The organism is Achromobacter deleyi, from assembly GCF_016127315.1.
In the GTDB taxonomy this organism is placed as follows: Bacteria; Pseudomonadota; Gammaproteobacteria; order Burkholderiales; family Burkholderiaceae_B; genus Achromobacter; species Achromobacter insuavis_A.
This window is the reverse complement of the sequence record NZ_CP065997.1, coordinates 4,994,315-5,020,860: the sequence shown is the minus strand read 5'-3', so window position 1 is coordinate 5,020,860 and position 26,546 is coordinate 4,994,315. Positions and strand designations below refer to the sequence as shown.

The following is a 26,546-nucleotide window of genomic DNA, read 5'->3' as shown; positions in this document are numbered from 1 at the left end:
CGTCCGCGAGGACAGACATGATCGCCATCTCCCCCTTGCCCTGGAGCGCCGCCCTGCGGCGCTGGTGGCCCGCCGCCGCCTGGACGCTGGGGCTGGGCGCCCTGGCGGCGGTGCTGCTGTTGCACATCGAGGCCACGCAGGCGGCCCGCGGCATCCGCGGCGGCTTCGGCTTCCTGCTACAGCCGGCGGGCTTCCGCATTTCGGAAAGCCTGCTGCCGGTCACGCCCGACGATCCCTACTGGATGTCGATCGCCGCCGGCCTGGTCAATACCCTCACGGTGGCGCTGGTGGCGATTCCGGTGGCGACGCTGCTGGGCATCGGCCTGGGCCTGCTGCGGCTGTCGTCACGGCCGCTGGCCGCGCGCGCCGCCGCCGTCGTCATCGCGCCCTTGCGCAACACGCCGGTGCTGCTGCAGTTGTTCGTCTGGTACGGCCTGTTGCTGCGCTTGCCGGATGCGCGCCAGGCGTGGTCGCCATTGCCTTCGGTGCTGCTGTCCAACCGCGGCCTGGCCTTGCCGGCGTTGCACGGCTGGCTGCCTTACGCGCTGGCGGCGGCCGGCGCCCTGCTGCTCTACTGGCGCCTGCGCCACCGTCTGGGCCGCGCCGCACCCTGGGCCGCGCTGGGCCTGGCCACGCTGGCCTGGACGCTGCTGCCCGGCATGACCGTGGACCTGCCCGCCAGGCGCGGGCTCGGCCTGCAAGGCGGCTGGCAGCCCAGCATCGAATTCGCCGCGCTGGTGATCGGCCTGGTGGTGTTCCACGCCGCCTACATCGCCGACATCGTGCGCGCCGCCGTGCGGGCGGTGCCGGTGGGGCTGGTGGAAGCCGGCCAGGCCATGGCGCTGACGCCGTGGGGCGTGCTGCGCCACGTCGTCGCGCCTTACGCCGTGCGCGTGGCCCTACCCCCTTACGCCAACCAGTGCCTGGCGCTGGTCAAGAACAGCACCCTGGCCATCGCCATCGGCTACCAGGAACTGATGGCCGTCATCAATACCGCCATCACCCAGACCGGGCTGGCGCTGGAAGGCATCACGCTGGCCGTGGCCGTCTACCTGGGGCTGGCCCTGGCGCTGGGCGGCACGCTGTCGGCCTGGAACGCGCGCCACGCCCGCCACGGCCCCGGCGACAGCCACGGCGCGCGCCTGGGCGAGCGGCCCGCGCTGCGCCTGCTGGACCGCGACACGCGCGGCATCGGCGGCCGGCTGGGTTCGGCGCTGATGGCGCTGCTGCTCGCCGCCGCGGGCTGGGCGCTGTTCGATTGGGCGCTGCTGCGCGCCGTCTGGAGCGGCAGCCCCGCCACCTGCGCCGCCGCGGCGGGCGCCTGCTGGGCCGCGGTGGGCGAGAACCTGCCGCTGCTGCTGTTCGGCGCCATGGCGCAGGCCGACCGCGCCCAGGCCCTGGTCGCCTGCGGCGCCCTGCTGGCCGGCGTGGCGGTGGCGCTGGGCCTGGGCCGGCTCGCCGCGCGGCCACGCCTGGCGTGGATCGCGCTGATGGTGGCCATCACGGCGGCCGCGCTGGGCGGCTGGCCCTGGGGCGGCGGCGCCATCGGTCCGCTGCGTTGGAGCGGCCTGCTGGTGACGCTGATCCTGGCGATCGCGGCGCTGCTGGCGGCGTTGCCGCTGGCCTTCGGCCTGGCGTTGCTGCGCCGTTCCGGCAGCCCTGGCGGATCCCTCGCGGCCGCGGCATTGATCGAGGCGGTGCGCGGCGTGCCGCTGGTGACGCAATTGCTGTTCGCGTCGTTCGTGCTGCCGCTGCTGCTGGGCGGCGGCGTGTCCAAGTTCGGCATGGCGCTGGCGGCGCTGACGCTGCATACCGCCTGCCTGCTGGCGGAGGTGCTGCGCGGCGCGTTGCAGGCGATTCCGCCCGGCCAGATGATGGCGGCGCGCGCGCTCGGCATGCGGCCGACCGTGGCGTACTGGACGGTGATCTGGCCGCAGGCGCGCCGCATCGCCGCGCCGGCCGCGCTGGGCGTGTTCGTCGGCGCGGTCAAGGACACCTCGCTGGTCAGCATCATCGGCGTGTTCGACGTGCTGGGCGCGGCCAAGGCGGTGGTGGCCGGCACCGACTGGCGGCCTTACCACGTCGAGGTCTACCTGGCGGTGGCGCTGCTGTACTTCACGGCCAGCCTGGCGCTGTCGCGGGTGGCGCGGCGCATGGAAGGACCGGCGGCGGCCTGAGGCACGCACCGGGCTTGCCGCCTAGTGGCCGCGGGCACCCAGCCGCTCCAGCCAGGCCGGACGCGGCGCGGCGTCCAGCCAGTTCTTCACGATCAGGCCCAGCTCGGTGTCGCCCGAGATGCGCAACCGGCGTTGGAAGAACAGCGTGTCGGCGTCGGTCTCGGCGCGCATCAGCGCCAGCAGGTCGGCGACCTTGGCGCCCAGTTCCAGTTCGCAGGCCTGGCCATTCCAGAGCGGGCGGAAGACGCCGCCGCGCACCATGAAGCTGCTGCGCACGCCCAGGTCCTCGATGGTGATGGCGAAGCTGCGGCCATCCAGTTCCGCGGGCGGGCTGAGCCAGTTCAGGCGCCGGGCCAGTTCCAGCCCGGCCACGAAGTGCAGCGACACCAGCGGCGCCGGCAGGCGTCGGCCCAGGCGCGCGACCAGCCCCGGCACGGTGAATCCGGCGGCGCTCATGGCGCCTCCTGCCAGGCGATGCCCGATTGCCCGTGGAAGTAGCCGTTGCAGCGGCCGATGCCGGCGGGTGGCGCCACGGGCTCCTGGGCGCGGCCGCCACGCGCGGCATCGAGCGCGGCGATGGCCTCCAGCGTGCCGGACGATTGCGGGCTGACGCGCAACACGTCGGCGCCCATCTGCGCCAGGTAGCCGGCCTGGTCCAGCAGGTCGAGACAGGCCGCCGACTGCACCTGGATGCCGTTGATCGCGAGGAATTCACGGGATTCGCGGGTGCGCATGTCCAGGCCGTCCGGATGCTCGATGCAGCGAAAGCCGCAGTCGTCCTTCTTCAGGCGGAAATGGCGCGCCGTGAAGCAGCGCGCCGAGAAAGCCAGGGCCATGCGGCCCCACACCATGATCTCGGCCTCCAGCCCCGCCGGCCGCTCCGCCAGCAGCCGCGCCAGCGTGTTGACGTGCATTTCCAGCGGCGCCACGAAGCGCGTCGCGCCGCGCGAGGCCAACCACTCCAGCGTGCCGCCATGGTAGGCGTTCATGTGCGGCCCGGCCACGAACGGCCGGCCGCCCAGGTGCCGCAGCGCGCCGGCCTCGCCGGCCTCGACCAGGAAGTCCGGCTGCTCGCACAGGCGCCTCAGCGCCGAGGCCTCGGCGCCGGTCTCGATCAGCGTGCGGCCGGACAGCACCACTTCCTTGCCCGTGGCCGCGAGGTCGCGCGCCAGGTCGAGCCAGTCGTCGGCGCGCAGTTCGTGGCGCCGGCTACAGACGGTTTCGCCAATGTAGAGGATGTCGGCCGGACTGTCGGCCAGTTCCGCGTAGAAGGCCAGCGTGTGCTGGCGCGGCCAGTAGTACAGCAGCGGTCCGACCGAGATGCGGAAAGCCTTGGGTTTCATTTCCATGGACGTTCAAATGCGCCTTGCGTGACTTGGGAACCCTCGGCATGGCGCGCCAGCGTGGCGTTCCATTCGGGACGGGGGGAATAGCGGTTGGGGTCGAGGTGGGCGCTGTCGAGCGCGGCGCGCAGCGTGGACACCACCTGCGTCACGTAGGCCGGGCTGCGCTGGCGCCCTTCTATCTTGATCGCCGACACGCCCATCTCGGCCAGCTTGGGCAGCAGGCCGATGGCGTTCAGGCTGGTGGGCTCCTCCAGCGCGTGGTCGGCGACGCCGTCGACCTCGAAGCGGCCCTTGCACAGCGTCGGATAGGCGGCGGCCTCGCCCGGCGCATAGCGGTCGATCAGGATGCCGTTCAGGCGCGCGTCCAGGCGGCCGTCTTCCTCGACCCAGCGCACCGCGCTGGCGGGCGAACAGACGCCCTTGTTGTTGGGCGAGTCGCCGGTGGCGTACGACGACAGCAGGCAACGGCCCTCGGCCATGACGCACAGGCTGCCGAAGCCGAACACCTCGACCTCGACACTGACGTTGGCGCAGATGCGGGCGATCTCGGCCAGCGTCAGCACGCGCGGCAGCACCACCCGGCGGATGCCGAATTGTTCCTTCATCAGTTCGATGGCGTCGGTGTGGGTGGCCGAGCCCTGCACCGACAGGTGCAGGCGCAGGTCGGGATAGCGGTCGCGCGCATAGCCCAGCAGGCCGGCATCGGCCATGATGACCGCGTCGGCGCCCAGCGCATGCGCGGCATCGACCGCCTCGCGCCATTCGTGGCCGCGGCCCGCCTGCACGAAGGTGTTGATGGCGAACAGCACCTGGCGGTTCCTGCTGTGCGCCAGCTCGACGCCGGCGCGGATGTCGCTTTCGGTGAAATTGAGCCCGGCGAAGTTGCGGGCGTTGGTGGCGTTCTTCAGGCCCAGGTAGACGGTGTCGGCGCCTGCCTCGATCGCCGCCTTCAGCGCGGCCAGGCTGCCTGCCGGCGCCACGAGTTCTAGGGGGGAGGTTCGGGTTTGCATGCCGGCCAGTCTAGGGGCCGGCGCGGCGCGGGGCCTTGTCGCAGATCAAACCCCGCGGCGGCGGCGCCGCCGCCGCGCGATGTCAGACCGGATCGTCGCCGTGCAGGCCGTGTTCGACGGCGTAGACGGCCACCTGCACGCGGCTGGTCAGGTTGAGTTTCTTCAGCACGTTCTGCACGTGGATCTTGACCGTGCTTTCGCTGACGTCGAGCTCGCGCGCAATGACCTTGTTGCTGGCGCCGCGCGCCAGGCATTGCACGATCTGGCGTTCGCGCGCCGTGAGGCGATGGCGCTCGGCCTGCCCCGCCGGCGCCTGCGCGGCCAGACTGGCCTGGCCGCGGAACTGTTCGACCAGCTTGGCCGTCATGCTTTCGGCGATCACCGGCTCTCCGCCGGCGGCGCGGCGGATGGCGGTGGTCAGCGCCTCGGCGTCGATGTTCTTGAGCAGGTAGCCGCGGGCGCCGTCGCGCAGCGCCTGGCCGAGCTCGTCGGCCTCTTCGGAGACCGTCAGGATGATGACCGCACAGGACGGCAGGTCCTGCGTCAGCAGCTGCAGCGTCTCCAGCCCCGACAGGCCCGGCATGTTCAGGTCCAGCAGCACCACGTCGGGCTTGAGTTCCTTGGCGCGCTTGAGGCCCTCGACGCCGTCACCGGCCTCGGCCACGATCTCGAAATCGGGCTGGCGCTGCAGCAGCAGGCGCATCCCCGAGCGGAACAGGGTGTGGTCGTCGACGAGCAGGATACGGATGGGCATGGTCTTGATGGCTCAGGCGGCCTGGCGTTCAGCCCCGGGCAGGGTCAGCGCGATGCGCGTGCCGCCGCCGGGCCGGGACTTCATTGTAATCGTGCCATGCATGCGGGCGGCGCGTTCGCGCATGATGTGCAGGCCGATGTGGGCCTCGCCGCGCTCCGACACCTCGGCCGGGTCGTAGCCCTGGCCGTTGTCGGCGATCAGCAGGTTGAAATCGCGGTCGTTGCGCACCACGATGTCGACCCGGTCCGCCTCGGAATGCTTGCGCACGTTGGACAGCGCTTCCTGCAGGATGAACAGCACCTGCAACTGCTGTTCGGGCGCCAGCGGCGCGCCCACGCCCTGGCTGAAGGCCAGGTCCGTGCGCATGCCGGTCTGGCGGCGGAAACGCTCGACCGTGTCCTGGATGGCGGTCTTCAGGTCGCCCTGGCCGAGCTTGTCGCGGAAATTGGTCAGCAGTTCGCGCACGTCCTTGTAGCTTTCATCCACGCCGGTGCGCAGCAGCGGCAGGATCTCCTCGACCTCGGCCTGGTCGCCGCGCTTGACCGCGGCGTCCAGCAGCTGCAATTGCAGGTTCAGGAAATTCAACCCTTGCGCCAGGCTGTCGTGCAGCCCCTGCGCCACCAGGCCGCGCTCCTGCACCACCGCCAGCTGGCGCGCCTGGGCGCCCAGGCGGCGGTTGTCCAGCGCCACCCCCAGGTGCTGTCCCAGGGTCTCCAGCAGCTGCGATTCGGACGCGGCCAGCTTGCGCGGCTCGCGGAAATGCAGCGAATACGAGCCCAGCACCTCGTCGCGCGTAACGATGCGGAACACGGCCACGCTGGCGAAGCCGTCGCGCTGGCAGTTCAGGTCCGCCTGCGACGGCACCTGGCGCAGGTCCTGGATCACGATGACGCCGGCCTGGCGGGTGGCCACGCCGCAATAGCAGTCGTCGACCCGCATGCAGTGCTCGGACTCGACCAGTTCCTCGGACAGCCCCACCGACACCACCAGGTTGAGCTTTTCGTTGTCGGGATCGAGCGCGCGGATGCTGCCGCCCTCGGCGTCGAACTGCAGCATGACGCGGCGCAGGAAGCCCTGGCACATCGCCTCGATGTCGTTGGGCTGGTTCAGGAACGCCGCCATGTCGTACAGCGCGCCGATGTCGCGGTTCTGCGCCGCCAGCTGCGCGGTCTTTTCGCCCACGCGCTGCTCCAGGCCGGTGTACAGGCTCTGCAACTCGTCGGCCATGCGGTTGAAACCGCGCGACAGCACGCCGAACTCGTCCTCGCTCTCGACCGGCAGGCGGGTGCTGAACTCGCGCGCCGCCATGCGCTGCAGGCCGTCGCGCAGGCGCAGGACCGGCGCGATGATCCACAGGTACAGCAGGTAGATCATCGCCAGGGTGCCGGCGCTGGCGATGGCCGCCAGCACGCCCTGCGACAGCCGCAACGAGGTGGTCTTGCCGGCGTTGTCCTGTTCGATCATGCGCACCAGCTCGTCGGCGCGGGCGACGAAATCGGGCAGCGTCTGCAGGTATTCCGCCGCGTCCTCGCGGGCGATGGCGCGCATCGCCGCCGGCCGCATGATGTCGCGCCAGTAGTCGGCCACGCCATGCCAATGCTGGCGGATGGTCGGGTCGTTGGGAATGAACAGCGGCCGCGCCGGGTTGCCGCGCTCCAGCCGGGCAATGGTGTCGTCCATCAGCCGCACCTGTTCCTCGGTGCGCACCTGGCGCCCGGCCTGCGGCCGCATCAGCTCGACCGCGACGCGGTTGGCGCGCATGCGCAGGCTGCCGGTGTCGTTGATGGCCGCGCCCGCCCCTTCCAGCTGCCACGACAGCCACAGCGTCAGGCCAATCATGCCCAGCACCACGATCAGCGCCAGCAGCGAACTGGCGACGATGCGCGTCGACAGCCGGTGGCGCGGCGACGGCAGCCCCTGGGCGTCGGCGGAGGAATCGGGCATGGTCATCAGGAAAGGCTTGCGGGTGGACGGGCGGGACGGCTGGGCCGGGGACGGCCGCGCGCGGCGCGGCCTACCCGGTCAAGTGTAGTCCTTTCGCTCAGCCCCGCCCCAGCGCGCGGACGATGAAATCGGCCACCGCCGCCGGGTCGTTCAACGGCAGGCAGGGCAAGCCGGTATCGAGCGCCGCGTCGGTCACGACGGCCAGGAAGCTGGCGTCCTCGGCGTGCAGCGGCGGCTTGCCCAGCGCCGGGCGGTAGACCTCGATGCGGGGGATGGCGGCCTGCTTGAAGCCCTCGACCAGCACCAGGTCGGCCGGCGCCAGGCGGGCCACCTGCTCGGCCAGCGACGGCTCGGGCGCTCCGCGCAGCTCATGCACGATGGCGTAGCGGAACGGCGACGCCACCATCACCTCCTGCGCCCCGGCCTGGCGAAAGCGCGCGCTGTCCTTGGCGGGCGGCTCCATTTCGAAGTCGTGGTGGCTGTGCTTGATGACGCTGACCTTCAGGCCGCGCGCGCCCAGCAGCGGCAGCATGGCCTCGATCAGGGTGGTCTTGCCGCTGCCTGAGCGGCCGGCGATGCCGAAAACGGGGGTCATGCGGGCTCCGTGAACAAGGGACAGACGATGGGCAGGAACGCGTCCGCCCGCGCCGAGTATGCCAGCAAAGCGCCCGCCACCAGGTCGAAATACCAGCCGTGCAGGGTCAGGTCGCCGGCCTGCAGGCGCCGCTGCACGCACGGCAACGCCTCCAGGTTGCGCAGCGAGATCAGGATCGAGGCCTGCTCGCAGGCCCGCCGGCGCTCGGCCGCGGAGGCCGCCGGCATCTGGTTCAGCACCCGCTGGCGCGCCGGTTCGGCGATGTCCATCCAGCGGTTCAGGTAATCCGGCTCGCCGTCGCCGCGTGCCGGCCGTTCCATCAGCGCGCGGATGCCGCCGCACTGGGCATGGCCCAGCACGATGATGCGGCTGACCTTGAGCTGCTCGACCGCGAACTGGATCGCGGCCAGCACGCCGTGATGGCCCTGGTCGCGGTCTGGCGGCGGCACCAGGTTGGCGACGTTGCGCACGGTGAAGATGTCGCCCGGATCGCAGCCCAGCAGCATGGCCGGATCGACCCGCGAGTCGCAGCAGCCCACCAGCAGCGTGCTGGGGTGCTGGCCGTCGCGCAGGTTGCGGTAGAGCGACGGCGCCTCTTCGTAGTATTGCTGCTGGAAGCGTTGAAAGCCGTCCACCAGCCGTTCCAGGTCGCGCATGGTTCAGCCTCCGGTCTGCGACATGAAGCGCACGATGCGCTCGGGCCGGGTGGTGAATTCGTGGCGTTCCGGCTTGGCGGCGATGCCGGCCCGGATCGCCTGTTCCAGCTCGGCGTCGCTGGCGCCGTCGCGCAGCAGCCGGCCCAGCGGCACCTGGTCTTCCTGGCCCAGGCACAGGTAGAGCGTGCCGTCCACCCCCAGCCGCACGCGGTTGCAGGCGGCGCAGAAATGGCGCGACATGGGGGTGATGACGCCCAGCACCGGGGCGCCGCCGCCGGCGCTCCAGTAGCGCGCCGGGCCCGCGCCCTGCCCCGCCAGCGCCGGCACCAGGCCGGCGTCGGCCGCGAGCCGCGCGCCCAGCGCGCCCAGGTCGGCATGGGCGTAGCGGCGGCCGCAATCGCCCACCGGCATCGGCTCGATCAGGCGCAGGATGAAGCCCTGCGCCACGGCGTAGTCCAGCAGCCTGCGCACGTCGGCTTCGGGCGTGGCGGCGTGCACCACGCTGTTGAGCTTGATCGGCGCGAAGCCCGCGTCGCGCGCGGCGCGCAGCCCCGCCAGCACCGCGTCGAGGCAGTCGCGGCCGGTGATGCGGCCGAACTCGGCCGCGTCCAGCGTGTCCAGGCTGATATTCAGGCGATCCACGCCCGCCGCGCGCAATGCGGCCGCATGGCGCGCCAGCTGGGTGCCGTTGGTCGACAGCGACAGGTCGTCCACCCCCGGCAACGCGGCGATGGTGGCCGCCAGGTCCGTCACGCCCCGGCGCAGCAGCGGTTCGCCGCCGGTCAGGCGCACGCGGCGCACGCCCAGGCCGGCGAACAGATCCACCAGGCGCGCCATTTCGTCGTGGCGCAACCAGTTGGCGGGCTCCTCGAAACCCTTGAAGCCCTTGGGCATGCAGTAGCCGCAGCGCAGGTCACAGCGGTCGGTGACCGAGACGCGCAGGTAGTCGATGCGGCGGCCGAAACCGTCGACCAGCCCCCGCGGCGCGGCGGGCGCGAGGGTGGCAACCGAAGCCGCCGGCGCCACCGCCAGGGCGGGAGCGGGCGTCATGACGGGCTCCCGAACACCCGGTCGTCCTCGGCGCCGCCCAGGTCGATGCCGCGCACGTCGGCGCGTTCCACCAGCAGCCTGGCGTACTGGCGCCAGGCGGTGTCGCGGCTGGCGGCGGTCAGGGCCGAGGCGATCGATTCATGCACCTGCTCGAACGGCAGCAGCCGTCCTTCGATGCGCCGCGTCACCCGCACGATGTGCAGCCCGTGGCGGGTCTCCAGCACCTGCGGCAGCAGGCCGCCGGCCGGCAAGGCGAACACGGCCTTCTCGAATTCGGGCACCGTGTCGCCGCGCCCCAGCTGTCCCAGGTTACCGCCGACCGCCGCGGACGGACAGTTCGACTGCCGCCGCGCCACTTCGGCGAAGGTGGAAGGATCGGCCAGCAGGTCGGCCAGCACGGCGCTGGCGTGGGCCCGCAGCATGTCCAGGTTCACCCCGGGGGTGACCTGGAACAGGATGTGGTCGGCCTCGATCAGCTCGCCCACGATGAAGCGCTGCGGATTGGCCTGGTAGTAGCGCCGGCAGGCCGCCTCGTCGGCCTCGGGCGCCGGCGCGTGGCGCGCCAGCAAGGCGCCGATGGCGTCGTCTTCCGAGGCGGGGTCCAGCCCCTGCCTTGCCGCCTCGTCCAGCAGCACCCGCCGCAGCACCAGCGCCGTGGTGGCGGCGCGCATCGGGTTGGGCGCGTCCGCGTGCAGCGGCAGTTCTTGTTCCATATCCGCGTCGGTCAGTTCGACGCCGTTGATGGTCACAGGCATGTCGGCCTCCTTGTCGCTCAGCGCGGACGCACCAGTTGCCAGGCGCGGCCCAGGTAGCCGACCGAGGCGAAGCCGCTCCAGACGTGCACCAGGCGCGTGAACGGGAAGATCACGAACAGGGTGAGGCCCATGAACAGGTGCGCCTTGAACAACGGCGGCACCTCGGCCACGAAGTCGGCGGCGCCACTGCGGAAGGTGACGATGTGCTGCGCCCAGTGCATCAGGCGCACCATCATCTCGCCGTCCATGTGGCCGGCCGACAGCGCGATGGTGGACAGGCCCAGCAGCAGCGTCACCAGGATCCACAGCAGCAACAGCTTGTCGCCGGGCCGGGTGGTCTTGCGGATGCGCGGGTCGCTCAGGCGGCGGTGGATCAGGATCAGGAGGCCGATCAGGCACAGCCCGCCCATGACGCCGCCGGCCACCATGGCCACCGTCTGCTTGAGCGTGTGCGATACGCCCAGCGTGTCCCACACCACCACCGGGGTCAAAAGGCCGACCAGGTGGCCGAAGAACAGCCCCAGGATGCCGACGTGGAACAGGATATTGCCCAGCCGCAGCTGGCCGCGGTGCAGCAGCTGCGAGCTGTCGGTCTTCCAGGTGTACTGCTCGCGCTCGAAGCGCGCCAGGCTGCCCAGCAGGAACACCGTCAGGGCGATGTAGGGATAGATGCCGAAGAAGAACTGGTTCAGGGAATTCATGATGCGTGTCCTGGAAATTAGCGGGTCGCCGGCGCGCGGGGATAGAAGCGCACGGCTTGCGCGCCGTCGCCCGAGAACGGGCGCAGCAGCGGCTCGACGCCGTCGGCGCCGGTGCCGAAGGTCTCCATGGCTTCGTCCATGTCGCGCACCGGCGGCGCGGTCTGTTCGCGCGGCGTGACCCGCGACAGGCCGCGCAGCACGACGAAGACGCTGGCGTACGGGCTTTCGTTGCGCGCCAGGCGCGCGCCGATGGCGGCCAGCACGTGGATGGCGTCGTCCAGCAGGTCCTGCGCCACGGCCGGGTCGATCACGCCCAGGAACTCCAGGAACAGCGGCACGTGGTCCGGCAGTTCCGACACCACCGGCTCGAAGCCGTGCTGGCGGTAGGTCTCGAGCAGGTCGACCATGGCCTGGCCACGGTCGCGGCTTTCGCCGTGCACGTGCTCGAACAGGTGCAGAGAATGGGCGCGGTTGCGGTCGAAGGTGGCGACGTAGTTCTCCTGCAACGGAATCAGGTCCTGGCTGGCCAGGTAACCGATCAGCGGTTGCAGGGTCTCCTCGGCCTCCGGATAGGCGGCCAGCGCGCTCTCGACCTCGGTCAGGGCGTCGAGCAGCTCCTGTTCGGGGTAGCAGAGCAGCGCGGAAAGCAGGCGATAAAGGCTCATGGTGTTCTCCCGTCTCAGGCCGTGGCCTTCTTGCGCGACTTCGGCATCTCGATGAAGATCTCGCTGCCCTGCGGCTTGCGGCCGAACAGCGTGCCTTCCGAGACGCCGCCCGAGCAGCCGTTGCCGAAGGTGAAGCCGCAGCTGCCCTTCTCGTTGAAGCTGTCCTCGACGATTTCCTTGTGGCTGCTGGGCACCACGAAGCGGTCCTCGTAGTTGGCGATGGCCATGATGCGGTACATGTCCTGCACGGTTTCCTCCGACAGGCCGACCTGCTCCAGCAGGGCCGTGTCGTGCTCGCCGTGCACGGTCTCGGAACGCTTGTAGGCGCGCATCGCCAGCATCCGTTCGAGCGCCTGCAGCACCGGGGCTTCCTTGCCCGCGGTCAGCAGGTTGGCCAGGTAGCGCACCGGGATGCGCAGGCTGGCCACGTCCGGGATCATGGCGCTCTTGCCCAGCGTGCGCTGCGGCATCTTGCCCGCCTCGGCCGCGGTCTGGATCGGCGACAGCGGCGGGATGTACCAGACCATCGGCAGCGTGCGGTACTCCGGATGCAGCGGGAAGGCGACGCGCCACTCCACCGCCATCTTGTAGACCGGCGACTGGCGCGCGGCTTCCAGCCACGATTCCGGGATGCCCTGCTCGCGCGCGGCGGCGATCACCTCGGGCGAATGCGGATCCAGGAACAGGTCCAGCTGCGACTCGTACAGGTCCTGCTCGTTGCCCACGGCGGCGGCGCGTTCGATCTGGTCGGCGTCGTACAGCATGACGCCCAGGTAGCGGATGCGGCCCACGCAGGTTTCCGAGCACACGGTCGGCTGGCCGGCCTCGATGCGCGGGTAGCAGAAGGTGCACTTCTCGGCCTTGCCGCTGTGCCAGTTGTAGTAGATCTTCTTGTACGGGCAGCCCGAGATGCACATGCGCCAGCCGCGGCACTTGTCCTGGTCGACCAGCACGATGCCGTCATCCTCGCGCTTGTAGATCGAGCCCGACGGGCAGCTGGCGACACAGGCCGGGTTCAGGCAGTGTTCGCACAGGCGCGGCAGGTACATCATGAAGGTGTTCTCGAAGGTCGAGTACATCTCTTTCTGCACGCCTTCGAACAGGGCGTCGCGGCTGCGCGCGGCGAATTCGCCGCCCAGGTCGTCTTCCCAGTTCGGGCCCCAGACGATCTTGTCCATCTTCTTGCCGGTCAGCACCGACACCGGGCGCGCCGTGGGCGGCGTCTGCGACAGCGGCGCGTTCTTCAGGTGCTCGTAGTCGAAGGTGAACGGCTCGTAGTAGTCGTCGATCTGCGGCAGGTTCGGGTTGGCGAACAGGTTGGCCAGGATGCGCAGCTTGCCGCCCTGGCGCGGTTCCAGCTTGCCCGCCGCCGTGCGGCGCCAGCCGCCCTTCCACTTTTCCTGGTTCTCCCATTCCTTGGGATAGCCGATGCCGGGCTTGGTCTCGACGTTGTTGAACCAGGCGTACTCGACGCCGTCGCGGCTGGTCCAGACGTTCTTGCAGGTGACCGAGCAAGTGTGGCAGCCGATGCACTTGTCCAGATTCAGCACCATGCCGATTTGGGCGCGTATCCTCATGATTGCTTCTCTTCCTGTTGCGTTTGGACGGCGGGGTCTTCGACCAGCGGGCCTTCCAGCCAGTCCACCTTCTTCATCTTGCGCAGCACCACGAATTCGTCGCGGTTGGCGCCCACGGTGCCGTAGTAGTTGAAGCCGTAGGCCTGCTGCGCGTAGCCGCCGATCATGTGGGTCGGCTTGAGCACGGTGCGCGTCACCGAGTTGTGGATGCCGCCGCGCTTGCCGCTGGTCTCCGCGCCCGGCACGTTCACGATCTTTTCCTGGGCGTGGTACATCAGGCACATGCCGGCCGGCACGCGCTGGCTCACCACCACCCGCGCGGTCAGCGTGCCGTTGACGTTGAAGACCTCGACCCAGTCGTTGTCGACCAGCCCGGCCTGCTTGGCCTCGGTCTCGGAGATCCACACGTGGGGACCGCCGCGGCTCAGGGTCAGCATGCGCAGGTTGTCGGAATAGGTGCTGTGGATGCCCCACTTCTGGTGCGGCGTCAGCCAGTTCAGCACCAGCTCCTTTTCACCGTTCGGATAGCGGCCCAGCATCGGGGCGACGGTCTTGGTGTCGATCGCCGGCTTGTAGACGCACGAACCCTCGCCGAAGTCCAGCATCCAGCGGTGGTCCTGGTAGAACTGCTGGCGGCCGGTCAGGGTGCGCCATGGGATCAGTTCGTGCACGTTGGTGTAGCCGGCGTTGTAGCTGACCTCTTCGCTTTCCAGGCCCGACCAGGTTGGCGCCGAGATGATCTTGCGCGGCTGCGCCTGGATGTCGCGAAAGCGGATCTTGTCGTGCTCGCGGCCGACCGCCAGGTGGGTGTGGTCGCGGCCGGTGATCTTGCCCAGCGCTTCCCAGGCCTTGACCGACACGTGGCCATTGGTCTCGGGCGCGAAGGTCAGGATCATTTCGGCGGCGTCGATGGCGGTGTCCAGCCGCGGCCGGCCCTGGCTCACGCCGGGTTCGTCCACGCGCTCGTTGATGCCGGCCAGTTCGCCCACTTCATGCTCGGTGTTCCAGTTGATGCCCTTGCCGCCGTTGCCCAGCTTGTCCAGCAGCGGACCCACCGAGGTGAACTTGCGGTAGATGTCGTTGTAGTCGCGCTCGACCACGGTCATGTTAGGCGCGGTCTTGCCCGGCACCAGGTCGCACTCGCCCAGCTTCCAGTCCTTGGGTTCGAAGGCCTGGCCCAGTTCCCCGGGGGTGTCGTGCATCAGCGGCGTCAGCACCAGGTCGCGGCGCTTGCCCAGGTACGGGCCGCCGATCTCGCTGAACTTCCTGGCCAGCAGCTTGTAGATCTCCCAGTCGGTCTTGCTTTCCCAGAGCGGCTGCACGGCCTCGCTCAACGGGTGGATGAAGGGGTGCATGTCGGACGTGTTGAGGTCGTCCTTCTCGTACCAGGTGGCCGTCGGCAGCACGATGTCGCCGTACAGGCAGGTGGTGCTCATGCGGAAGTCCAGCACCGTCAGCAGGTCGAGCTTGCCCTCGGCCGCGTCTTCCTGGTAGGTGACCTCGACCGGCTTGATGGCGTCGGCCTCGTCGCCGAACACGGCGTTCTGCGTGCCCAGCAGGTACTTCAGGAAGTACTCATGGCCCTTGCCGCTGGAGCCCAGGATGTTGGAGCGCCACACGAACATGTTGCGCGGGAAGTTGGCGGGATCGTCCGGGTCTTCGCAGGACATGCGCAGTTCGCCGGACTTGAGCTGCTCGACGGCGTGGGCCACCGGGTCCTTGCCGGCGGCCTCGGCCTGCGCGGTCAGGTCCAGCGGGTTGGTGCGCAGCTGCGGCGCCGACGGCAGCCAGCCCATGCGCTCGGCGCGGGCGTTCAGGTCGATCATGCTGAGGTCGCCGTAGCGGCCGCGGTCGGCGGTCGGGCCCAGCACTTCCTGCACGTTCAGCTTTTCATGGCGCCACTGGCTGGTGTGAGCGTAGAAGAACGAGGTGCCGTTCATCTGGCGCGGCGGACGGACCCAGTCGGAGGCGAACGCCAGCGGCGCCCAGCCGAACTGCGGACGCAGCTTTTCCTGGCCCACGTAGTGGGCCCAGCCGCCGCCGCTCTTGCCGACGCAGCCGCACATCATCAGCATGTTGATGATGCCGCGGTAGATCATGTCCATGTGATACCAGTGGTTCAGGCCGGCGCCGACGATGACCATCGACTTGCCTTCGGTATCGTGGGCGTTCTGCGCGAACTCGCGCGCCACCTGGATCACCTGCGCACGCGGCACGCCGGTGTGCTTTTCCTGCCAGGCCGGGGTGTAGGGCACGTCGTCGTCATAGGACGTGGCCACGTTGCCGCCGCCCAGGCCGCGGTCCAGGCCGTAGTTGGCCATCTGCAGGTCGTACACCGTGGCCGCCAGGGCCTCGCTGCCATCGGCCAGGCGGATGCGGCGCACCGGCACGTTGCGCACCAGCAGTTCGTCGTGCTCGGCGCCGAAGTACGGGAAACCCACGCCGACCACGGCGTCGGCGCCGTCCACCAGGCTCAGGCGCGGCTCGATCGCGCGGCCGCTGCCGCCGTCGCGCGCTTCCAGGTTCCAGCGGCCGACCTTCTCGCCGCCATTGACCGCGCCCTCGCCCCAGCGAAAGCCGATGCTGCCGTTGGGGGCCACCAGGTCGCCGCTGGTTTCGTCGAACACCAGCGTCTTCCAGTCGGGGTTGTTCTGTTCGCCCAGCGCGCCGTCCAGCTGCGAGGCGCGCAGGAAGTGGTCGGGCGCATAAAAGCCATCGCGCTCCTTGAGCAGCACCAGCATCGGCATGTCGGTGTAGCGGCGCACGTAGTCGCGGAAATAGGCGGAGGCGCCCGACAGGTGGAATTCCTTGAGGATCACGTGGCCCATGGCCATCGCCAGCGCGGCGTCGGTGCCCTGCTTGGGCGCCAGCCAGATGTCGCCGAACTTGACCATTTCGCCGAAGTCGCTGGACACGGCGACCGTCTTGGTGCCCTTGTAGCGGACCTCGGTGTAGAAGTGGGCGTCGGGGGTGCGGGTCTGCGGCACGTTCGAGCCCCATACCATCAGGTAGGTCGAGTTGTACCAGTCGGCCGATTCCGGCACGTCGGTCTGCTCGCCCCAGATCTGCGGGCTGGCCGGCGGCAGGTCGCAATACCAGTCATAGAAGCTCAGGCAGGCGCCGCCCAGCAGGCTCAGGTAGCGGGCGCCGGCGGCGTAGCTGACCATCGACATGGCGGGAATCGGCGAAAAGCCGATGACGCGGTCGGGGCCGAACTTCTTGATCGTCAGGGCGTTGGCGGCGGCGATCATTTCCATCGCCGTGTCCCAGTCCGTGCGCACGAAGCCGCCCAGGCCGCGCACCGACTTGTAGCGCCTGGCGCGCGCCGGGTCCTGGCTGATCCATTCCCAGGCCGCGATCGGGTCCATGGTCTTGCGCGCCTCGCGCCACATTTCCATCAGGCGGCCGCGCATCATCGGGTACTTCACGCGCTGCGCCGAATAGACGTACCAGCTGTAGGACGCGCCACGGGGACAGCCGCGCGGCTCGTGGTTGGGCAGGTCGGGACGGGTGCGCGGGTAGTCGGTCTGCTGGGTTTCCCAGGTGATCAGGCCGTTCTTGACGTACACCTTCCACGAGCACGAGCCGGTGCAGTTGACCCCGTGGGTCGAGCGCACCACCTTGTCGTGCTGCCAGCGGGCGCGATAGGCGTTTTCCCACTTGCGGTCTTCATTGACCACTTCGCCGTGACCGTCCGCGTAGGTGGATTTCACCCGCGACATGAACTTCAACCGGTCCAGAAAATGACTCATTGCGTTTCTCCAAGAGCGCCGGCGCGGCCGGCGCGTACTGCAATCTGTGCTGTCATAACCACTTTAGGCGTCGCCCGCCCGGCCGACCATTCGCCGGTGGCACAGGGCGGGCGCGGCAGAGTGACTAGTCACCCCGGCCAACCCGGCCTCAGCAGGGCACGGGCGCGTTGCGGCGCGCGTAGAACCACCAGGTGATCAGCACGCAGGTGGCGTAGAAGCCGATGAAGCAATACAGGGCCGCCTGGGCGCTGCCGGTCAGCTCCAGCGAGGTGCCGAAGCTGCGCGGGATGAAAAAGCCGCCGTAGGCGCCGATCGCGCCGGAAAAACCCAGCACCGCGGCCGATTCGCGCGCGGCATCGGTCAGCGCCTGCTTCTGCGCGGCCTCGCCCTTGCCTTGCGCGGCCTGGGTGCGTTCGCGCAGGAAGATCACCGGGATCATGCGGAAGGTCGAGCCGTTGCCCACGCCGGTCAGCGCGAACAGCACGATGAACATGGCCAAAAAGCCGTTGAAATCTCCGCCCTGCCCGTTCAGCGGCAGGAACATCACCACGCCCAGCACCGCGGCGATCATGCCGACGAAGGTGAACAGCGTGACGCGCGCCCCGCCCACCTTGTCGGACACCCAGCCGCCCACGGGCCGGGTCAGCGAGCCCACCAGCGGCCCCAGGAAGGCGTAGGTGGTCGGGTCGACCTGCGGGAACAGCGTCTTGGTCAGCATGGCGAAGCCGGCCGAGAAGCCGATGAACGAGCCGAAGGTGCCGACGTACAGCCAGCACATCAGCCAGTTGTGCTTGCGCTTGAAGATCACCGCCTGGTCGGCGAACGAGGCGCGCGCGTCGGCGATGTCGTTCATGCCGAACCACGCCGCCAGCGAGGCCAGCGCGATCGGGATGACCCAGATGAAGCCGGCGTTCTGCAGCCACAGGCTGCGCTGGACGTCGCCGGCCGTCACCGTCTGCGACTCGCCGCCGAGGGCGCCGAACACGCCCATCGAGATCACCACCGGCACCACGAACTGCACCAGCGACACGCCCAGGTTGCCGATGCCGGCGTTCAGGCCGGTGGCCAGGCCCTTCTTGTCCTTGGGAAAGAAGAAACTGATGTTGGCCATGCTGGAGCTGAAGTTGCCGCCGCCCAGGCCGCACAGCAGCGCCAGGATCAGCAGCGTCGGGAACGAGGTGGTCGGGTCGCGCAGCGCGAAGCCCATGCCCAGCGCCGGGATCAGCAGCGAGGCGGTCGAGATCGCGGTCCATTTGCGGCCGCCGAACACCGGCACCAGGAACGAATAGAAAATGCGCAGCGTGGCGCCGGACAGCGCCGGCAGCGCCGTCAGCCAGAACAGCTGGTTCTTGGACAGCATGAAGCCGGCGCGGTCGAGGTTGACCACCACCACGCTCCACAGCATCCAGATGCTGAACGCCAGCATCAGCGCGGGAATGGAAATCCACAGATTGCGGTTGGCGATACGGGCGCCGGTCTGTTTCCAGAAGCCGGGGTTTTCCGGCTCCCAGCGCGCCAGGACATGGGAAGACATAGGTTTTCTCCGGTGAGGTCGGGATCAGGCGGCTTGCCGCCGCGCGGTGGCGGCGCTTTCGGGCCGGAAGCTGAAGTGCATGAAGATGAGCGAGACGCAGACCGTGCCGTACAGCAGCATGAAGGCGCTGGAACGCACGCCGGTCAGGTCCAGCAGCACGCCGAACAGGATCGGCAGGATGAAGCCGCCCATGCCGCCGGCCAGGCCGACGATGCCCGAGACCGCGCCGATGTTCTCGCCGAACTCATCCGAGATGAACTTGAAGACCGAGGCCTTGCCGATGGCCATGGCGATGCCGACGATGAACAGCAGGATGGTGAAGCTGGTCGGGCCCAGGGCGATGTCGAACTGGCGCGGGCCGCCGGTGGTCAGGATGGTGAAATGGGTCTGCGGATAGCTCAGCAGGAAGAACGCCACCCAGCACACCCACATCACCCACCAGGTGGTCTTGTAGGCGCCGTAGCGGTCCGAGATCCAGCCGCCCATGGCGCGCAGCACGCCGCCCGGCAGCGAGAAGCACGCGGCCAGCAGCGCTGCCAGCTTCATGTCGAAGCCGTATTCGCCGATGTAGTACTTGGTCATCCAGAGCGCCAGCGCCACGTAGCCGCCGAACACCACCGAGTAGTACTGGCAGTAGCGCCATACGCGCGGGTCCTTCAGCATCGCGAACTGGGCGCGCAGCGAAGCGCCGCCGGCCACCCGGTGCGACGGATCCGAGGCCGAGAACAGCCAGAACAGGATCGCCGTCACCAACAGGGCCACCGCATAGACCTGCGGCACGATCACCCAGGCGCCGCCGGCGGCGGCGATCAGCGCCGGCGCCACGAACTTGGTAATGGCCGAGCCCGAATTGCCGGCGCCGAACACGCCCATGGCCAGGCCCTGCTTGTTGCGCGGAAACCAGCGCGCCACATAGGGCGTGCCGACCGAGAACGAGCCGCCGGTCAGGCCGACGAACAGCGCCAGCACCAGGAACTGCCAGTACTCGGTGGCATACGACAGCAGCCAGATCGGCACCACCGCCAGCAGCATCAGCACGAAGAACACCGGACGGCCGCCGTAGCGGTCCGTCCAGATGCCCAGGGGCACCCGCACCAGGGAGCCGGTCAGCACGGGCATGGCGGCCAGCAGGCCGAATTCGGTCTCGGACAGGCCGAGCTGTGTCTTGATGGGAATGCCCAGCACCGCGAAGATCATCCATACCGCAAAACAGATGGTGAATGCGAAGGTGCTGGATACCAGGACCCGCATGGGCGCGCTGGCCGAGGGGTGGGTTGATGCCATGGTGGTTCTCGCTTTTTTTGCACACGGAATACGACAGCCCCAAGCCTAGGCATCCGCGCCGTCCGCCACCATTCGCCGGCCGACCAAATCCCCCCTGTCGATGTGACTAGTCACCCCGCAAAGACCGCCGCGTTTGCGCGGGATCAAACGCGCGCGCTGTGCGCGCTGCGGCCGGCGGCGTTAATATGTATTTCAAATACACATTAAAGACCGCTGCCCAGGCAGCCCCGCGCAAAGGCCCCCATGTCCCCCCTGCTCACCCTCGAAGAACCCACCGCCGGCGACGCCGCGCGGCCGAACTGGCGCGCCTTCACCGAAATGGGCTTTCGCCCGCTGTACCTGGCCGGCTGTTTCTGGGCGCTGGCCTCGGTGCTGCTGTGGGTGTTCGCGCCGGCCCGCCTGACGGGCGTGCTGACCGCCATGCCGTGGCACGCGCACGAGATGCTGTGGGGCTTCGTGGCCACCATCGCGGTCGGTTTCCTGATGACCGCGGGCGCCAACTGGACCGGCCGCAATCCGTTGCGCGGCGGCCCCCTGGCGGCGCTGTGCGCGGTCTGGCTGGTGGCGCGCGGCGCCTACCTGGCGCCCGGCATGACCGCGTTCGCGATCGCCGCGGCGGCCGACCTGCTGTTCTTCCTGTGGGCCGCCGCCGCGCTGGCGCGCGCCGTCTGGATCACGCGCAACCGCCGCAACTACGGCGTGCCGCTGCTGCTGTTGGCGCTGGCCGTGGCCCATGCGCTGTACCTGCGCGCCGCGCTGGCCGGCGACTACCTGGCGCTGATGCGCTACTTCAACAGCGGCCTGCTCGCCATGGCGGTGCTGACACTGCTGATCGCGCGCCGCGTGCTGCCGTTCTTCGCCAAGCGCGCCGTTGCGGGCCTGGAGATTCCGCCCCACACCCGCAGCGGCCATTGGCAGCTGGGCGCCGGCGTGCTGGCCATCGCCTGCCTGCTGGCCGGCGCGCCACGCGCCGCCGCGCTGTTGCTCGCCGTCACCGGCGTCCTGGCGTTGGTGCAGTGGCTGGCCTGGAAGCCGTGGGCCGCGCGCCGCGTGCCGCTGCTGTGGATCCTGTACGTGGGTTACCTGGGCCTGGGCCTCGGCCTGCTGGTGGGCGCCGCGCAACTGGCCGGCTACGTGGCGCGGCCCGCCTGGCCGGCGCACGTCATCGGCGTGGCCGGTTTCTCGGTGCTGATCATCGGCATGGCCACGCGCACCGCCATGGGCCACCTGGGCCGGCCGCTGCGCGCCGACCGCAGCATGGTGCTGAGCTACGCCCTGGTGATCCTGGCGGCGCTGCTGCGCCTGGCCGCCCTGCTGCCGACCGGCGCCACGCTCGGCCTGCTGCACGCCTCGGCCTGCGCCTGGGCGCTGGCATTCGGCCTGTACCTGTGGCGCTTCTTGCCGTGGATGATCCGGCCGCGCGCGGACGCCGCGGCCAAGCCCGCCGCGCCGATGATGAAGATCGTGCCGGCCGGGCCGCGCCGGGCGCCCTGACACGGTGGCCATGCGCGGCGGCGCGCGGGGGCAGCCCCGCGGCGCACGCCGTCTGCGGCCGCGGCCTCAGCCCTTCATGCCGCGCCGCCGGTCGGCGTCCAACTGCTTCTTCATCGCCTTCAGCCACGCCTTGACCTGCTGCATGTCGACGAACTGCGACAGTTCGAACTCCAGCTCGCCAATGTATTCCTGGACGTCGGCGATCTCGGCGTCCACGTCTTCCATCAGGTCGGCGGGGTCGATCGGCTGTTCCGGATCGAAGCGGTATTCGGCCTTGAAATCGCGTTCGAACGCGGCCAGCTCGCGGTTCAGGGCGGCCAGTTGCTCCTGTAGCACCGGGATGGCCAGCGCCAGCTTGTCTTCGGCGACGCCGTCCAATCCGTCCGGCCCCTGCGCCAGCAACGCCTCGGCCTGCGCCAGCGCGTCCGGCGCGAACGTCACGGCGGCGGCCGGCTCGTCGGCCTGCGCCTGGGCGGAGGCAGCCCTGTCGGCCGCCTCGGCCTCGCGTTCCTCGGCCACTTCCGCGTCGATGTCGGAATCGCTGTGCTTGCGGTAGACCGCCTTCAGGCGCTCGACGTCGCATTCGGCCGGCGTGCCATCCAGCAGCATCGAGAACAGCGTTTCCTGCCCCAGCTGCGCGGCGATCTCGGACACCAGTTGGCGTTCCGCCTTGGTCAATTCCTTCTGCTTGCAGGCATGGTCGAAGCAGAACACCAGCCTGGCCTTGAGCTCGATCTCGGTGACCTCCAGCGGCGCCAGTACCTCGGCGTGCCTGGCCTGGTACTCGCGCGCCACGGACTGCCACAACTGCAACGCGGCGCGGTCGGTGCGCAGCGCATCGATCAGCGCGGCGGCGGACGTATTCTCTTGCATGGATGAAACCCTGTGAGCGCCCCGGCGCGCGCCGGGACGGAGACTGTTCGGAAACCCGTATTATCCCCGTTCACAGCCCCTCGCCCCAGGCGCTCGCCAAGGTCCGCAGCGCCGCCGCCGGATCGGCCGCCCTGGCCTGCTGGTCGCGCAACCGGCAGACCTCCGCATCGCGCTCGAACAGGCCGCGCGCATGGACGCGCGCCAACTCGGTCAAGCCGGCGGTCTTGGGCTGGCGGATCGCGGTGAAGGCGCCCAGCGCCGCGTCCAGGCCGCGCGGCATGGCCGCCAGGCACTGCCCAAGATGCCACGCATCCTCCAGCGCCTGGCAGGCGCCCTGGCCCGACGTGGGCAACGGCGCGTGCGCGGCATCGCCCACCAGCAACACGTTGTCGCGATGCCACACCGCCGGCGTGTCCAGGTCATGCACGGCGATCAGGCGCACCGCGTCGGCGGGCGTGGCCTGGATGATGCGCGCGATCGGTTCGGCCCAGCCGGCGAAAATGCCGGCGGCTTCCGCGCGCGGATCCGCCCCCGGGGCGGCGGCGGACAGCGGCCGGGCCTCGGCCCCCGCCCAATAGACCAGGTCCGGCCGCACCGCGACGCAGCCGAAACGCTCGCCGACGCCCCAATAGTCCCGGATGGCGATGTCATCGGCCAGGCCGGGCCCGGACGCCACGCCGATCCAGTTCACGAAGCCCTGGTAGACCGGCGTGTTGTCGCCGGTGACGAAGCGGCGCGCCACCGAGTCCATGCGGCCATCCGCGCCGATCAGCAGCGCCGGGCGGATGGTGGCGCCGTTGCCGAACCGCGCCGTGGCGCGGCCATCGTCGCCCGGCTCGATCGCCACGGCGCGGTGGCTGTATTCGATCGGAATGCCGGCGCGCGCCACGTGCGCCAGCAGTACGGCCAGCAGGTCGCGGCGCAGGATGGCATGGGTCGGGTAGCCCATCAGGCGATCCAGCGCGGTGATGTCGAGTCCGCCCAGGGCGTTGCCCGCGGGGTCGTAGCGGCGCATCGCCACCGGCCTGCCCCCCAGCGCGGCGATGTCCGGCAGCAGGCCGAGCCGGTCCAGCACGGCGCCCGCATTGGGCCAAAGCGTCACGCCGGCCCCCATGCTGGCCGGCACGGCCCCGCGTTCGTAGACCCGCGGCCGGTGCCCCGACCGATGCAGGGCGAGCGCCACGCTCAGGCCGGCGATCCCGCCGCCCAGTATTCCGATATCCATATTGAATCCTTGCTTCACGTCCCGCGCGCCGATCCCACACCGGACACGGGAATCGCATCGTAGATTCCGCCGGATACGAGAACTAGTATGGAAAAATGGGTTCCTTTCATATCTCAAACGGGATAATCATGGGCCAGGCCCTGGATCTGAATAGCGTGCGCGTCTACGCGGCGGTCGTGGACGAACAGAGCTTCGCGGGCGCGGCGCGGCGGTTGGCGATGCCGTCGTCGAACGTCAGCCGCCATGTCGCCGGGCTGGAACGGCGGCTGGGCGTGCGGCTGCTGGAACGCAGCACCCGCCACCTGCGCATGACCGAAGCCGGCCAGTTGCTGTACCAGCGGGCCAAGCCGCTGCTGGACACCCTGGCCGCCACGGAAGAGGAACTGGGCGCGGTGCGGCAGGAGCTGCGCGGGCCGCTGCACCTGTGCATGCCGGGCGAAGCGCCGCGGCTGCTGGCGCCGATCCTGGCGGAATTCTGCGACCGCCACCCGGGCATCGAACTGGCCTGCGACACCCGCCTCGATGGCCTCGACGCCTTGCGCGAGGATGTCGACCTGTCGATCGTGTTCCATCGCGGCCGCCAGGACGACAGCAGCCTCATCACGCGTGAACTGGCCGTCCTGCCCAGCATCGTCGTCGCCGCGCCGGCGCTGCTGGCGCGCGTCGGCGAACCGCGCCAGGTGAGCCAGCTCAAGGCGCTGCCCTGCATCACCACCCTGAGCGCGCTCAAGGGCATGCCGTGGCAATTCGTGGACGCCGCCGGCGACATCGTCAAGGTGCCGGTGCGCAGCCGCTACCGCGTCAACAGCGGCGAACTGGCGCTGATGGGCGCGCGCCAGGGCATCGGCTTCGCGATCCTGGCCGCCGGCGCCTGCCGCGACGACCTGGCCACCGGCCGCCTGCGTGAAGTGCGGCTGGACCTGCAACCTGCGCCCTTGCAACTGCTGGGCGTCTACAGCCACCGCCAGTCGGTCAGCGCGCGGGCCCGGGCGCTGCTGGAACTGATCCAGCAACGCCTGGCCGAGGCCGGCCTCGGTCCTTCCGCCGCGCCGTCGCCGCGAACGTAAGAGCGAGCGCCCACCCTGACGGGGCCCCGCGCCCGCTCCCGCCGCGGGCTCACCGAACGACCGGCCCCGAGGCGGGAATCAGCGGGATTTCGCACGTGAGCAATACCGCCCGAACCTTGTGCAGTTCCGCCGCATGGTCATGCAGAAACGCCCGCAGCACCGCTTCGCGGTCGATCAGCTCGATGCACTGCGGGTGCTTCATGTGCGTGACCTCCGGATGATGGTGGCTCAATCTCTCGCCAGCCAGGTAGCCGGATTGGATGGAATGCAGCACTGCCTGCTGGATGCCGGCGTGGCGCGCGGCATGGATCAGGTGCTGGGCCAGCGCCGGCGCGCTCAGCCTGTGCCAGAAGCGCGTGGCGCGGGCCCTGGCGGAAATGGGAAAGTACAGGCGCAACGCGGTCAGGTCGGTCGTCATCGGGTGGGTTCCTCGGCTCATTCTTCGGGGGTGCGGGCCATGGGCTGCTGGCGTAGCCGCTTCCGGTACGCCCCGAGTTCCGATAGCCGCAGTTCCTCGGGCAGCACGCGGTGCTTGGCGTGGCCCACGCGCTGCGCGTGGTAGATGCCGCTGTGTCCCGAGAACAGGTACGCCGCGATGCAGGCGATGGCGGCAAAGGGCGCGATGTCCGGCCCGAACAATTCGATCGCCATCACGATGGTGGCGATGGGGGTGTTGGCGGCGCCGGCGAACACGGCGACGAAACCCAGCCCCGCAAGCATCGAGAAGGGCAACTGCAGCAGCGGCGCCAACGCGTTGCCGAGCGTCGCGCCGATGTAGAACAGCGGCGTCACCTCGCCTCCCTTGAACCCGCTGCCCAGCGAGGCCACGGTGAACAGCAGCTTGCCGGCGAAGTCCCAGGGCGCGGCCGGTTGCTGGAACGCCTGCACGATCGAGGGAATTCCCAGGCCGATGTAGCGATAGCCATCGGTGGCCCACACCGCCACCGCGATCACCGCCCCGCCCGCCAGGGGCCGCAGCGGCGCATAGGCGATATGCCGTTTCATGAAGGCGCCGATGGCGTGCGCGCCGTTGGCGAAGATCATGCCGATCAGGCCGAACAGGATGCCGGCGGCCACCACGCTCAGCACGCTCACCACGCCCAGGGGAGCGACCGCCAGCACGGCATAGTGGGTGTGGTGGATGCCCAGCGCGAGGCCGACCTGGTTCGCCGCGATGGCCGCGACGACGCAGGGAAACAGCGCGTCGTAGCGCATGCGGCCGATCGCCAGCACCTCCAGCCCGAAGATGGCGCCGGCCAGGGGCGTGCCGAACACCGAGGAAAAGCCCGCCGCGATTCCCGCCATCAGGACGATCCGCCGGTCTTCGGGGCGCAGGCGCAGCAGGTGGGTCAGTTGGTCGGCCAGCGCCGCGCCCATCTGCACCGCCGTTCCCTCGCGCCCCACCGACGCGCCGAACAGGTGCGACATCACGGTGCCTCCAAGCACCATGGGCACCATGCGCAGGGGAATCACCTTCTTCGGATCGTGGATCTCATCGATGATGAGGTTGTTGCCCGCCTCGACGGGCCGCCCCAGACGCAGATAGCACCAGCCGACGAAAAAGCCCGCGAAGGGCAAAAACCAGATGAGCGCCGGATGCGCCTGCCGCGTCGCGGTCGCCCAATCCAGGGCGTGCAGGAAAAGCGCCGAAGCGGCGCCCGCCAGGCAGGCGACGACGAAAGCGATGACGAGCCATTTGCCGATGTACGGCAGGAGTTCCAACTGTTCTAGGCGTGGGGAGCGCGGCATGGGGTTCAGGATGCAAGGGGAAAAAAAATTCCCCTGATCCACCAGGCTGCGGGATGCATCGGGCGCGGGCACGAAAACCGCGGACGCAAAAAAATGCCTACAGCCCCGGCGGTACCAGGGATCTGTAGGCATCATCAGCCGCGCAGGATACGCGGCGGTTGGTGGAGGAATGCCATCTCCGACGAACGGACGAATGCTAGCAGTCCGGCAACGGCGAGGCAAGCAGGTCGCGCGCCACGGTCGATTCAGCGTCCTTGTGGCTCCGGCGGCGAGTCCGAACCTGACAGAAAACTGATGCTAAAACGCTAATAATTATTATTCAGATAGAATCCGTCCTG

General features: G+C 69.5%; 22 protein-coding genes and 1 riboswitch. Of the genes, 3 read left to right on the top strand and 19 right to left on the bottom strand.

The features are described from left to right. The first annotated feature begins 17 nt into the window (after positions 1 to 17). On the top strand, positions 18 to 2,177 hold the full coding sequence (locus tag I6I07_RS22735; RefSeq protein WP_198483817.1) for an ABC transporter permease subunit: 2,160 nt from the start codon (positions 18 to 20) through the stop codon (positions 2,175 to 2,177). A 21-nt stretch (positions 2,178 to 2,198) separates the two neighbouring features. Here the strand turns inward: I6I07_RS22735 and ubiT are convergent, their stop codons facing one another. The 15 genes from ubiT to I6I07_RS22660 all read right to left on the bottom strand — a co-directional run bounded on the left by ubiT (position 2,199) and on the right by I6I07_RS22660 (position 19,800). Further along, entirely contained in the window at positions 2,199 to 2,633 is a 435-nt protein-coding gene (gene ubiT, locus I6I07_RS22730) for a ubiquinone anaerobic biosynthesis accessory factor UbiT (RefSeq protein ID WP_198483816.1), read from the bottom strand. Then, complete coding sequence (locus tag I6I07_RS22725; RefSeq protein WP_061074307.1) at positions 2,630 to 3,520, bottom strand: U32 family peptidase; 891 nt, start codon at positions 3,518 to 3,520, stop codon at positions 2,630 to 2,632. The genes ubiT and I6I07_RS22725 overlap by 4 nt, the downstream gene beginning before the upstream one ends. Beyond that, positions 3,517 to 4,533, bottom strand: a complete 1,017-nt coding sequence (ubiU, locus tag I6I07_RS22720; protein WP_198483815.1) for a ubiquinone anaerobic biosynthesis protein UbiU — start codon at positions 4,531 to 4,533, stop codon at positions 3,517 to 3,519. The genes I6I07_RS22725 and ubiU overlap by 4 nt, the downstream gene beginning before the upstream one ends. A gap of 82 nt (positions 4,534 to 4,615) precedes the next feature. Continuing rightward, the gene (locus I6I07_RS22715) at positions 4,616 to 5,287 is read right to left on the bottom strand and encodes a response regulator (RefSeq protein WP_061071092.1); all 672 of its coding nucleotides are present in this window, start codon (positions 5,285 to 5,287) and stop codon (positions 4,616 to 4,618) included. Between the two features lie 12 nt (positions 5,288 to 5,299). After that, complete coding sequence (locus tag I6I07_RS22710) at positions 5,300 to 7,237, bottom strand: type IV pili methyl-accepting chemotaxis transducer N-terminal domain-containing protein (protein ID WP_198483814.1); 1,938 nt, start codon at positions 7,235 to 7,237, stop codon at positions 5,300 to 5,302. Positions 7,238 to 7,328: 91 nt separating this feature from the next. After that, positions 7,329 to 7,826 (bottom strand): molybdopterin-guanine dinucleotide biosynthesis protein B, encoded by a 498-nt coding sequence (gene mobB / locus I6I07_RS22705; protein WP_198483813.1) that lies wholly within the window; start codon positions 7,824 to 7,826, stop codon positions 7,329 to 7,331. Beyond that, positions 7,823 to 8,482 carry a carbonic anhydrase gene (locus tag I6I07_RS22700; RefSeq protein WP_198483812.1) on the bottom strand — a complete coding sequence of 220 codons (660 nt, stop codon included), beginning with the start codon at positions 8,480 to 8,482 and terminating at the stop codon, positions 7,823 to 7,825. Before I6I07_RS22700 ends, mobB begins: the two co-directional genes overlap by 4 nt. A 3-nt stretch (positions 8,483 to 8,485) precedes the next feature. After that, complete coding sequence (gene moaA, locus I6I07_RS22695) at positions 8,486 to 9,532, bottom strand: GTP 3',8-cyclase MoaA (protein WP_232625688.1); 1,047 nt, start codon at positions 9,530 to 9,532, stop codon at positions 8,486 to 8,488. Next, a complete protein-coding gene (locus I6I07_RS22690; RefSeq protein WP_198483811.1) occupies positions 9,529 to 10,287 on the bottom strand; it encodes a peptidylprolyl isomerase in 759 nt (252 codons plus the stop codon). Before I6I07_RS22690 ends, moaA begins: the two co-directional genes overlap by 4 nt. Positions 10,288 to 10,304: 17 nt before the next feature. Continuing rightward, positions 10,305 to 10,988: a respiratory nitrate reductase subunit gamma gene (narI, locus tag I6I07_RS22685; RefSeq protein ID WP_198483810.1), complete on the bottom strand. Its 684-nt coding sequence runs from the start codon at positions 10,986 to 10,988 to the stop codon at positions 10,305 to 10,307. Between the two features lie 17 nt (positions 10,989 to 11,005). After that, positions 11,006 to 11,653, bottom strand: coding sequence for a nitrate reductase molybdenum cofactor assembly chaperone (narJ, locus tag I6I07_RS22680; RefSeq protein ID WP_198483809.1), 648 nt, complete (start codon positions 11,651 to 11,653; stop codon positions 11,006 to 11,008). A gap of 14 nt (positions 11,654 to 11,667) precedes the next feature. Continuing rightward, a complete protein-coding gene (gene narH, locus I6I07_RS22675; protein WP_198483808.1) occupies positions 11,668 to 13,230 on the bottom strand; it encodes a nitrate reductase subunit beta in 1,563 nt (520 codons plus the stop codon). Further along, the gene (locus I6I07_RS22670) at positions 13,227 to 16,982 is read right to left on the bottom strand and encodes a nitrate reductase subunit alpha (RefSeq protein WP_198483807.1); all 3,756 of its coding nucleotides are present in this window, start codon (positions 16,980 to 16,982) and stop codon (positions 13,227 to 13,229) included. The genes narH and I6I07_RS22670 overlap by 4 nt, the downstream gene beginning before the upstream one ends. Before the next feature lie 148 nt (positions 16,983 to 17,130). Next, a complete protein-coding gene (locus tag I6I07_RS22665; protein ID WP_198483806.1) occupies positions 17,131 to 18,516 on the bottom strand; it encodes a NarK family nitrate/nitrite MFS transporter in 1,386 nt (461 codons plus the stop codon). Between the two features lie 24 nt (positions 18,517 to 18,540). After that, complete coding sequence (locus tag I6I07_RS22660; protein WP_035360438.1) at positions 18,541 to 19,800, bottom strand: MFS transporter; 1,260 nt, start codon at positions 19,798 to 19,800, stop codon at positions 18,541 to 18,543. A gap of 243 nt (positions 19,801 to 20,043) precedes the next feature. On the opposite strand from I6I07_RS22660, the gene I6I07_RS22655 reads away from it, so the two are divergent. After that, complete coding sequence (locus I6I07_RS22655; protein WP_198483805.1) at positions 20,044 to 21,294, top strand: NnrS family protein; 1,251 nt, start codon at positions 20,044 to 20,046, stop codon at positions 21,292 to 21,294. A gap of 66 nt (positions 21,295 to 21,360) precedes the next feature. Here I6I07_RS22655 and I6I07_RS22650 read toward each other — a convergent pair whose 3' ends face one another. Then, positions 21,361 to 22,167: a hypothetical protein gene (locus tag I6I07_RS22650; RefSeq protein WP_198483804.1), complete on the bottom strand. Its 807-nt coding sequence runs from the start codon at positions 22,165 to 22,167 to the stop codon at positions 21,361 to 21,363. Between the two features lie 70 nt (positions 22,168 to 22,237). Next, on the bottom strand, positions 22,238 to 23,392 hold the full coding sequence (locus I6I07_RS22645; protein ID WP_198483803.1) for an FAD-dependent oxidoreductase: 1,155 nt from the start codon (positions 23,390 to 23,392) through the stop codon (positions 22,238 to 22,240). A gap of 128 nt (positions 23,393 to 23,520) precedes the next feature. Between I6I07_RS22645 and I6I07_RS22640 the strand changes: the two genes are divergently transcribed. Further along, the gene (locus I6I07_RS22640; protein ID WP_198483802.1) at positions 23,521 to 24,459 is read left to right on the top strand and encodes a LysR family transcriptional regulator; all 939 of its coding nucleotides are present in this window, start codon (positions 23,521 to 23,523) and stop codon (positions 24,457 to 24,459) included. A 49-nt stretch (positions 24,460 to 24,508) separates the two neighbouring features. Here I6I07_RS22640 and I6I07_RS22635 read toward each other — a convergent pair whose 3' ends face one another. Together I6I07_RS22635 and I6I07_RS22630 are read right to left on the bottom strand one after the other, a co-directional pair. After that, entirely contained in the window at positions 24,509 to 24,877 is a 369-nt protein-coding gene (locus tag I6I07_RS22635; RefSeq protein WP_198483801.1) for a DUF190 domain-containing protein, read from the bottom strand. Between the two features lie 17 nt (positions 24,878 to 24,894). Beyond that, positions 24,895 to 26,208, bottom strand: a complete 1,314-nt coding sequence (locus tag I6I07_RS22630; protein ID WP_198483800.1) for a voltage-gated chloride channel family protein — start codon at positions 26,206 to 26,208, stop codon at positions 24,895 to 24,897. 118 nt (positions 26,209 to 26,326) lie between these two features. After that, a riboswitch (Fluoride riboswitch) is annotated at positions 26,327 to 26,397 on the bottom strand. Between the last annotated feature and the right edge of the window lie 149 nt (positions 26,398 to 26,546).

Coding starts and splice junctions, on each gene's coding strand:
- I6I07_RS22655 (WP_198483805.1), top strand. CDS start 20,044: ATGTCCCCCCTGCTCACCCTCGAAGAACCCACCGCCGGCGACGCCGCG.
- I6I07_RS22700 (WP_198483812.1), bottom strand. CDS start 8,482: ATGCGCGACCTGGAACGGCTGGTGGACGGCTTTCAACGCTTCCAGCAG.
- narJ (WP_198483809.1), bottom strand. CDS start 11,653: ATGAGCCTTTATCGCCTGCTTTCCGCGCTGCTCTGCTACCCCGAACAG.
- ubiT (WP_198483816.1), bottom strand. CDS start 2,633: ATGAGCGCCGCCGGATTCACCGTGCCGGGGCTGGTCGCGCGCCTGGGC.
- I6I07_RS22665 (WP_198483806.1), bottom strand. CDS start 18,516: ATGTCTTCCCATGTCCTGGCGCGCTGGGAGCCGGAAAACCCCGGCTTC.
- I6I07_RS22725 (WP_061074307.1), bottom strand. CDS start 3,520: ATGAAACCCAAGGCTTTCCGCATCTCGGTCGGACCGCTGCTGTACTAC.
- I6I07_RS22710 (WP_198483814.1), bottom strand. CDS start 7,237: ATGACCATGCCCGATTCCTCCGCCGACGCCCAGGGGCTGCCGTCGCCG.
- I6I07_RS22690 (WP_198483811.1), bottom strand. CDS start 10,287: ATGCCTGTGACCATCAACGGCGTCGAACTGACCGACGCGGATATGGAA.
- I6I07_RS22635 (WP_198483801.1), bottom strand. CDS start 24,877: ATGACGACCGACCTGACCGCGTTGCGCCTGTACTTTCCCATTTCCGCC.
- narH (WP_198483808.1), bottom strand. CDS start 13,230: ATGAGGATACGCGCCCAAATCGGCATGGTGCTGAATCTGGACAAGTGC.
- I6I07_RS22645 (WP_198483803.1), bottom strand. CDS start 23,392: ATGGATATCGGAATACTGGGCGGCGGGATCGCCGGCCTGAGCGTGGCG.
- mobB (WP_198483813.1), bottom strand. CDS start 7,826: ATGACCCCCGTTTTCGGCATCGCCGGCCGCTCAGGCAGCGGCAAGACC.
- I6I07_RS22630 (WP_198483800.1), bottom strand. CDS start 26,208: ATGCCGCGCTCCCCACGCCTAGAACAGTTGGAACTCCTGCCGTACATC.
- I6I07_RS22650 (WP_198483804.1), bottom strand. CDS start 22,167: ATGCAAGAGAATACGTCCGCCGCCGCGCTGATCGATGCGCTGCGCACC.
- I6I07_RS22660 (WP_035360438.1), bottom strand. CDS start 19,800: ATGGCATCAACCCACCCCTCGGCCAGCGCGCCCATGCGGGTCCTGGTA.
- I6I07_RS22715 (WP_061071092.1), bottom strand. CDS start 5,287: ATGCCCATCCGTATCCTGCTCGTCGACGACCACACCCTGTTCCGCTCG.
- ubiU (WP_198483815.1), bottom strand. CDS start 4,533: ATGCAAACCCGAACCTCCCCCCTAGAACTCGTGGCGCCGGCAGGCAGC.
- I6I07_RS22640 (WP_198483802.1), top strand. CDS start 23,521: ATGGGCCAGGCCCTGGATCTGAATAGCGTGCGCGTCTACGCGGCGGTC.
- I6I07_RS22735 (WP_198483817.1), top strand. CDS start 18: ATGATCGCCATCTCCCCCTTGCCCTGGAGCGCCGCCCTGCGGCGCTGG.
- narI (WP_198483810.1), bottom strand. CDS start 10,988: ATGAATTCCCTGAACCAGTTCTTCTTCGGCATCTATCCCTACATCGCC.
- moaA (WP_232625688.1), bottom strand. CDS start 9,532: ATGACGCCCGCTCCCGCCCTGGCGGTGGCGCCGGCGGCTTCGGTTGCC.
- I6I07_RS22670 (WP_198483807.1), bottom strand. CDS start 16,982: ATGAGTCATTTTCTGGACCGGTTGAAGTTCATGTCGCGGGTGAAATCC.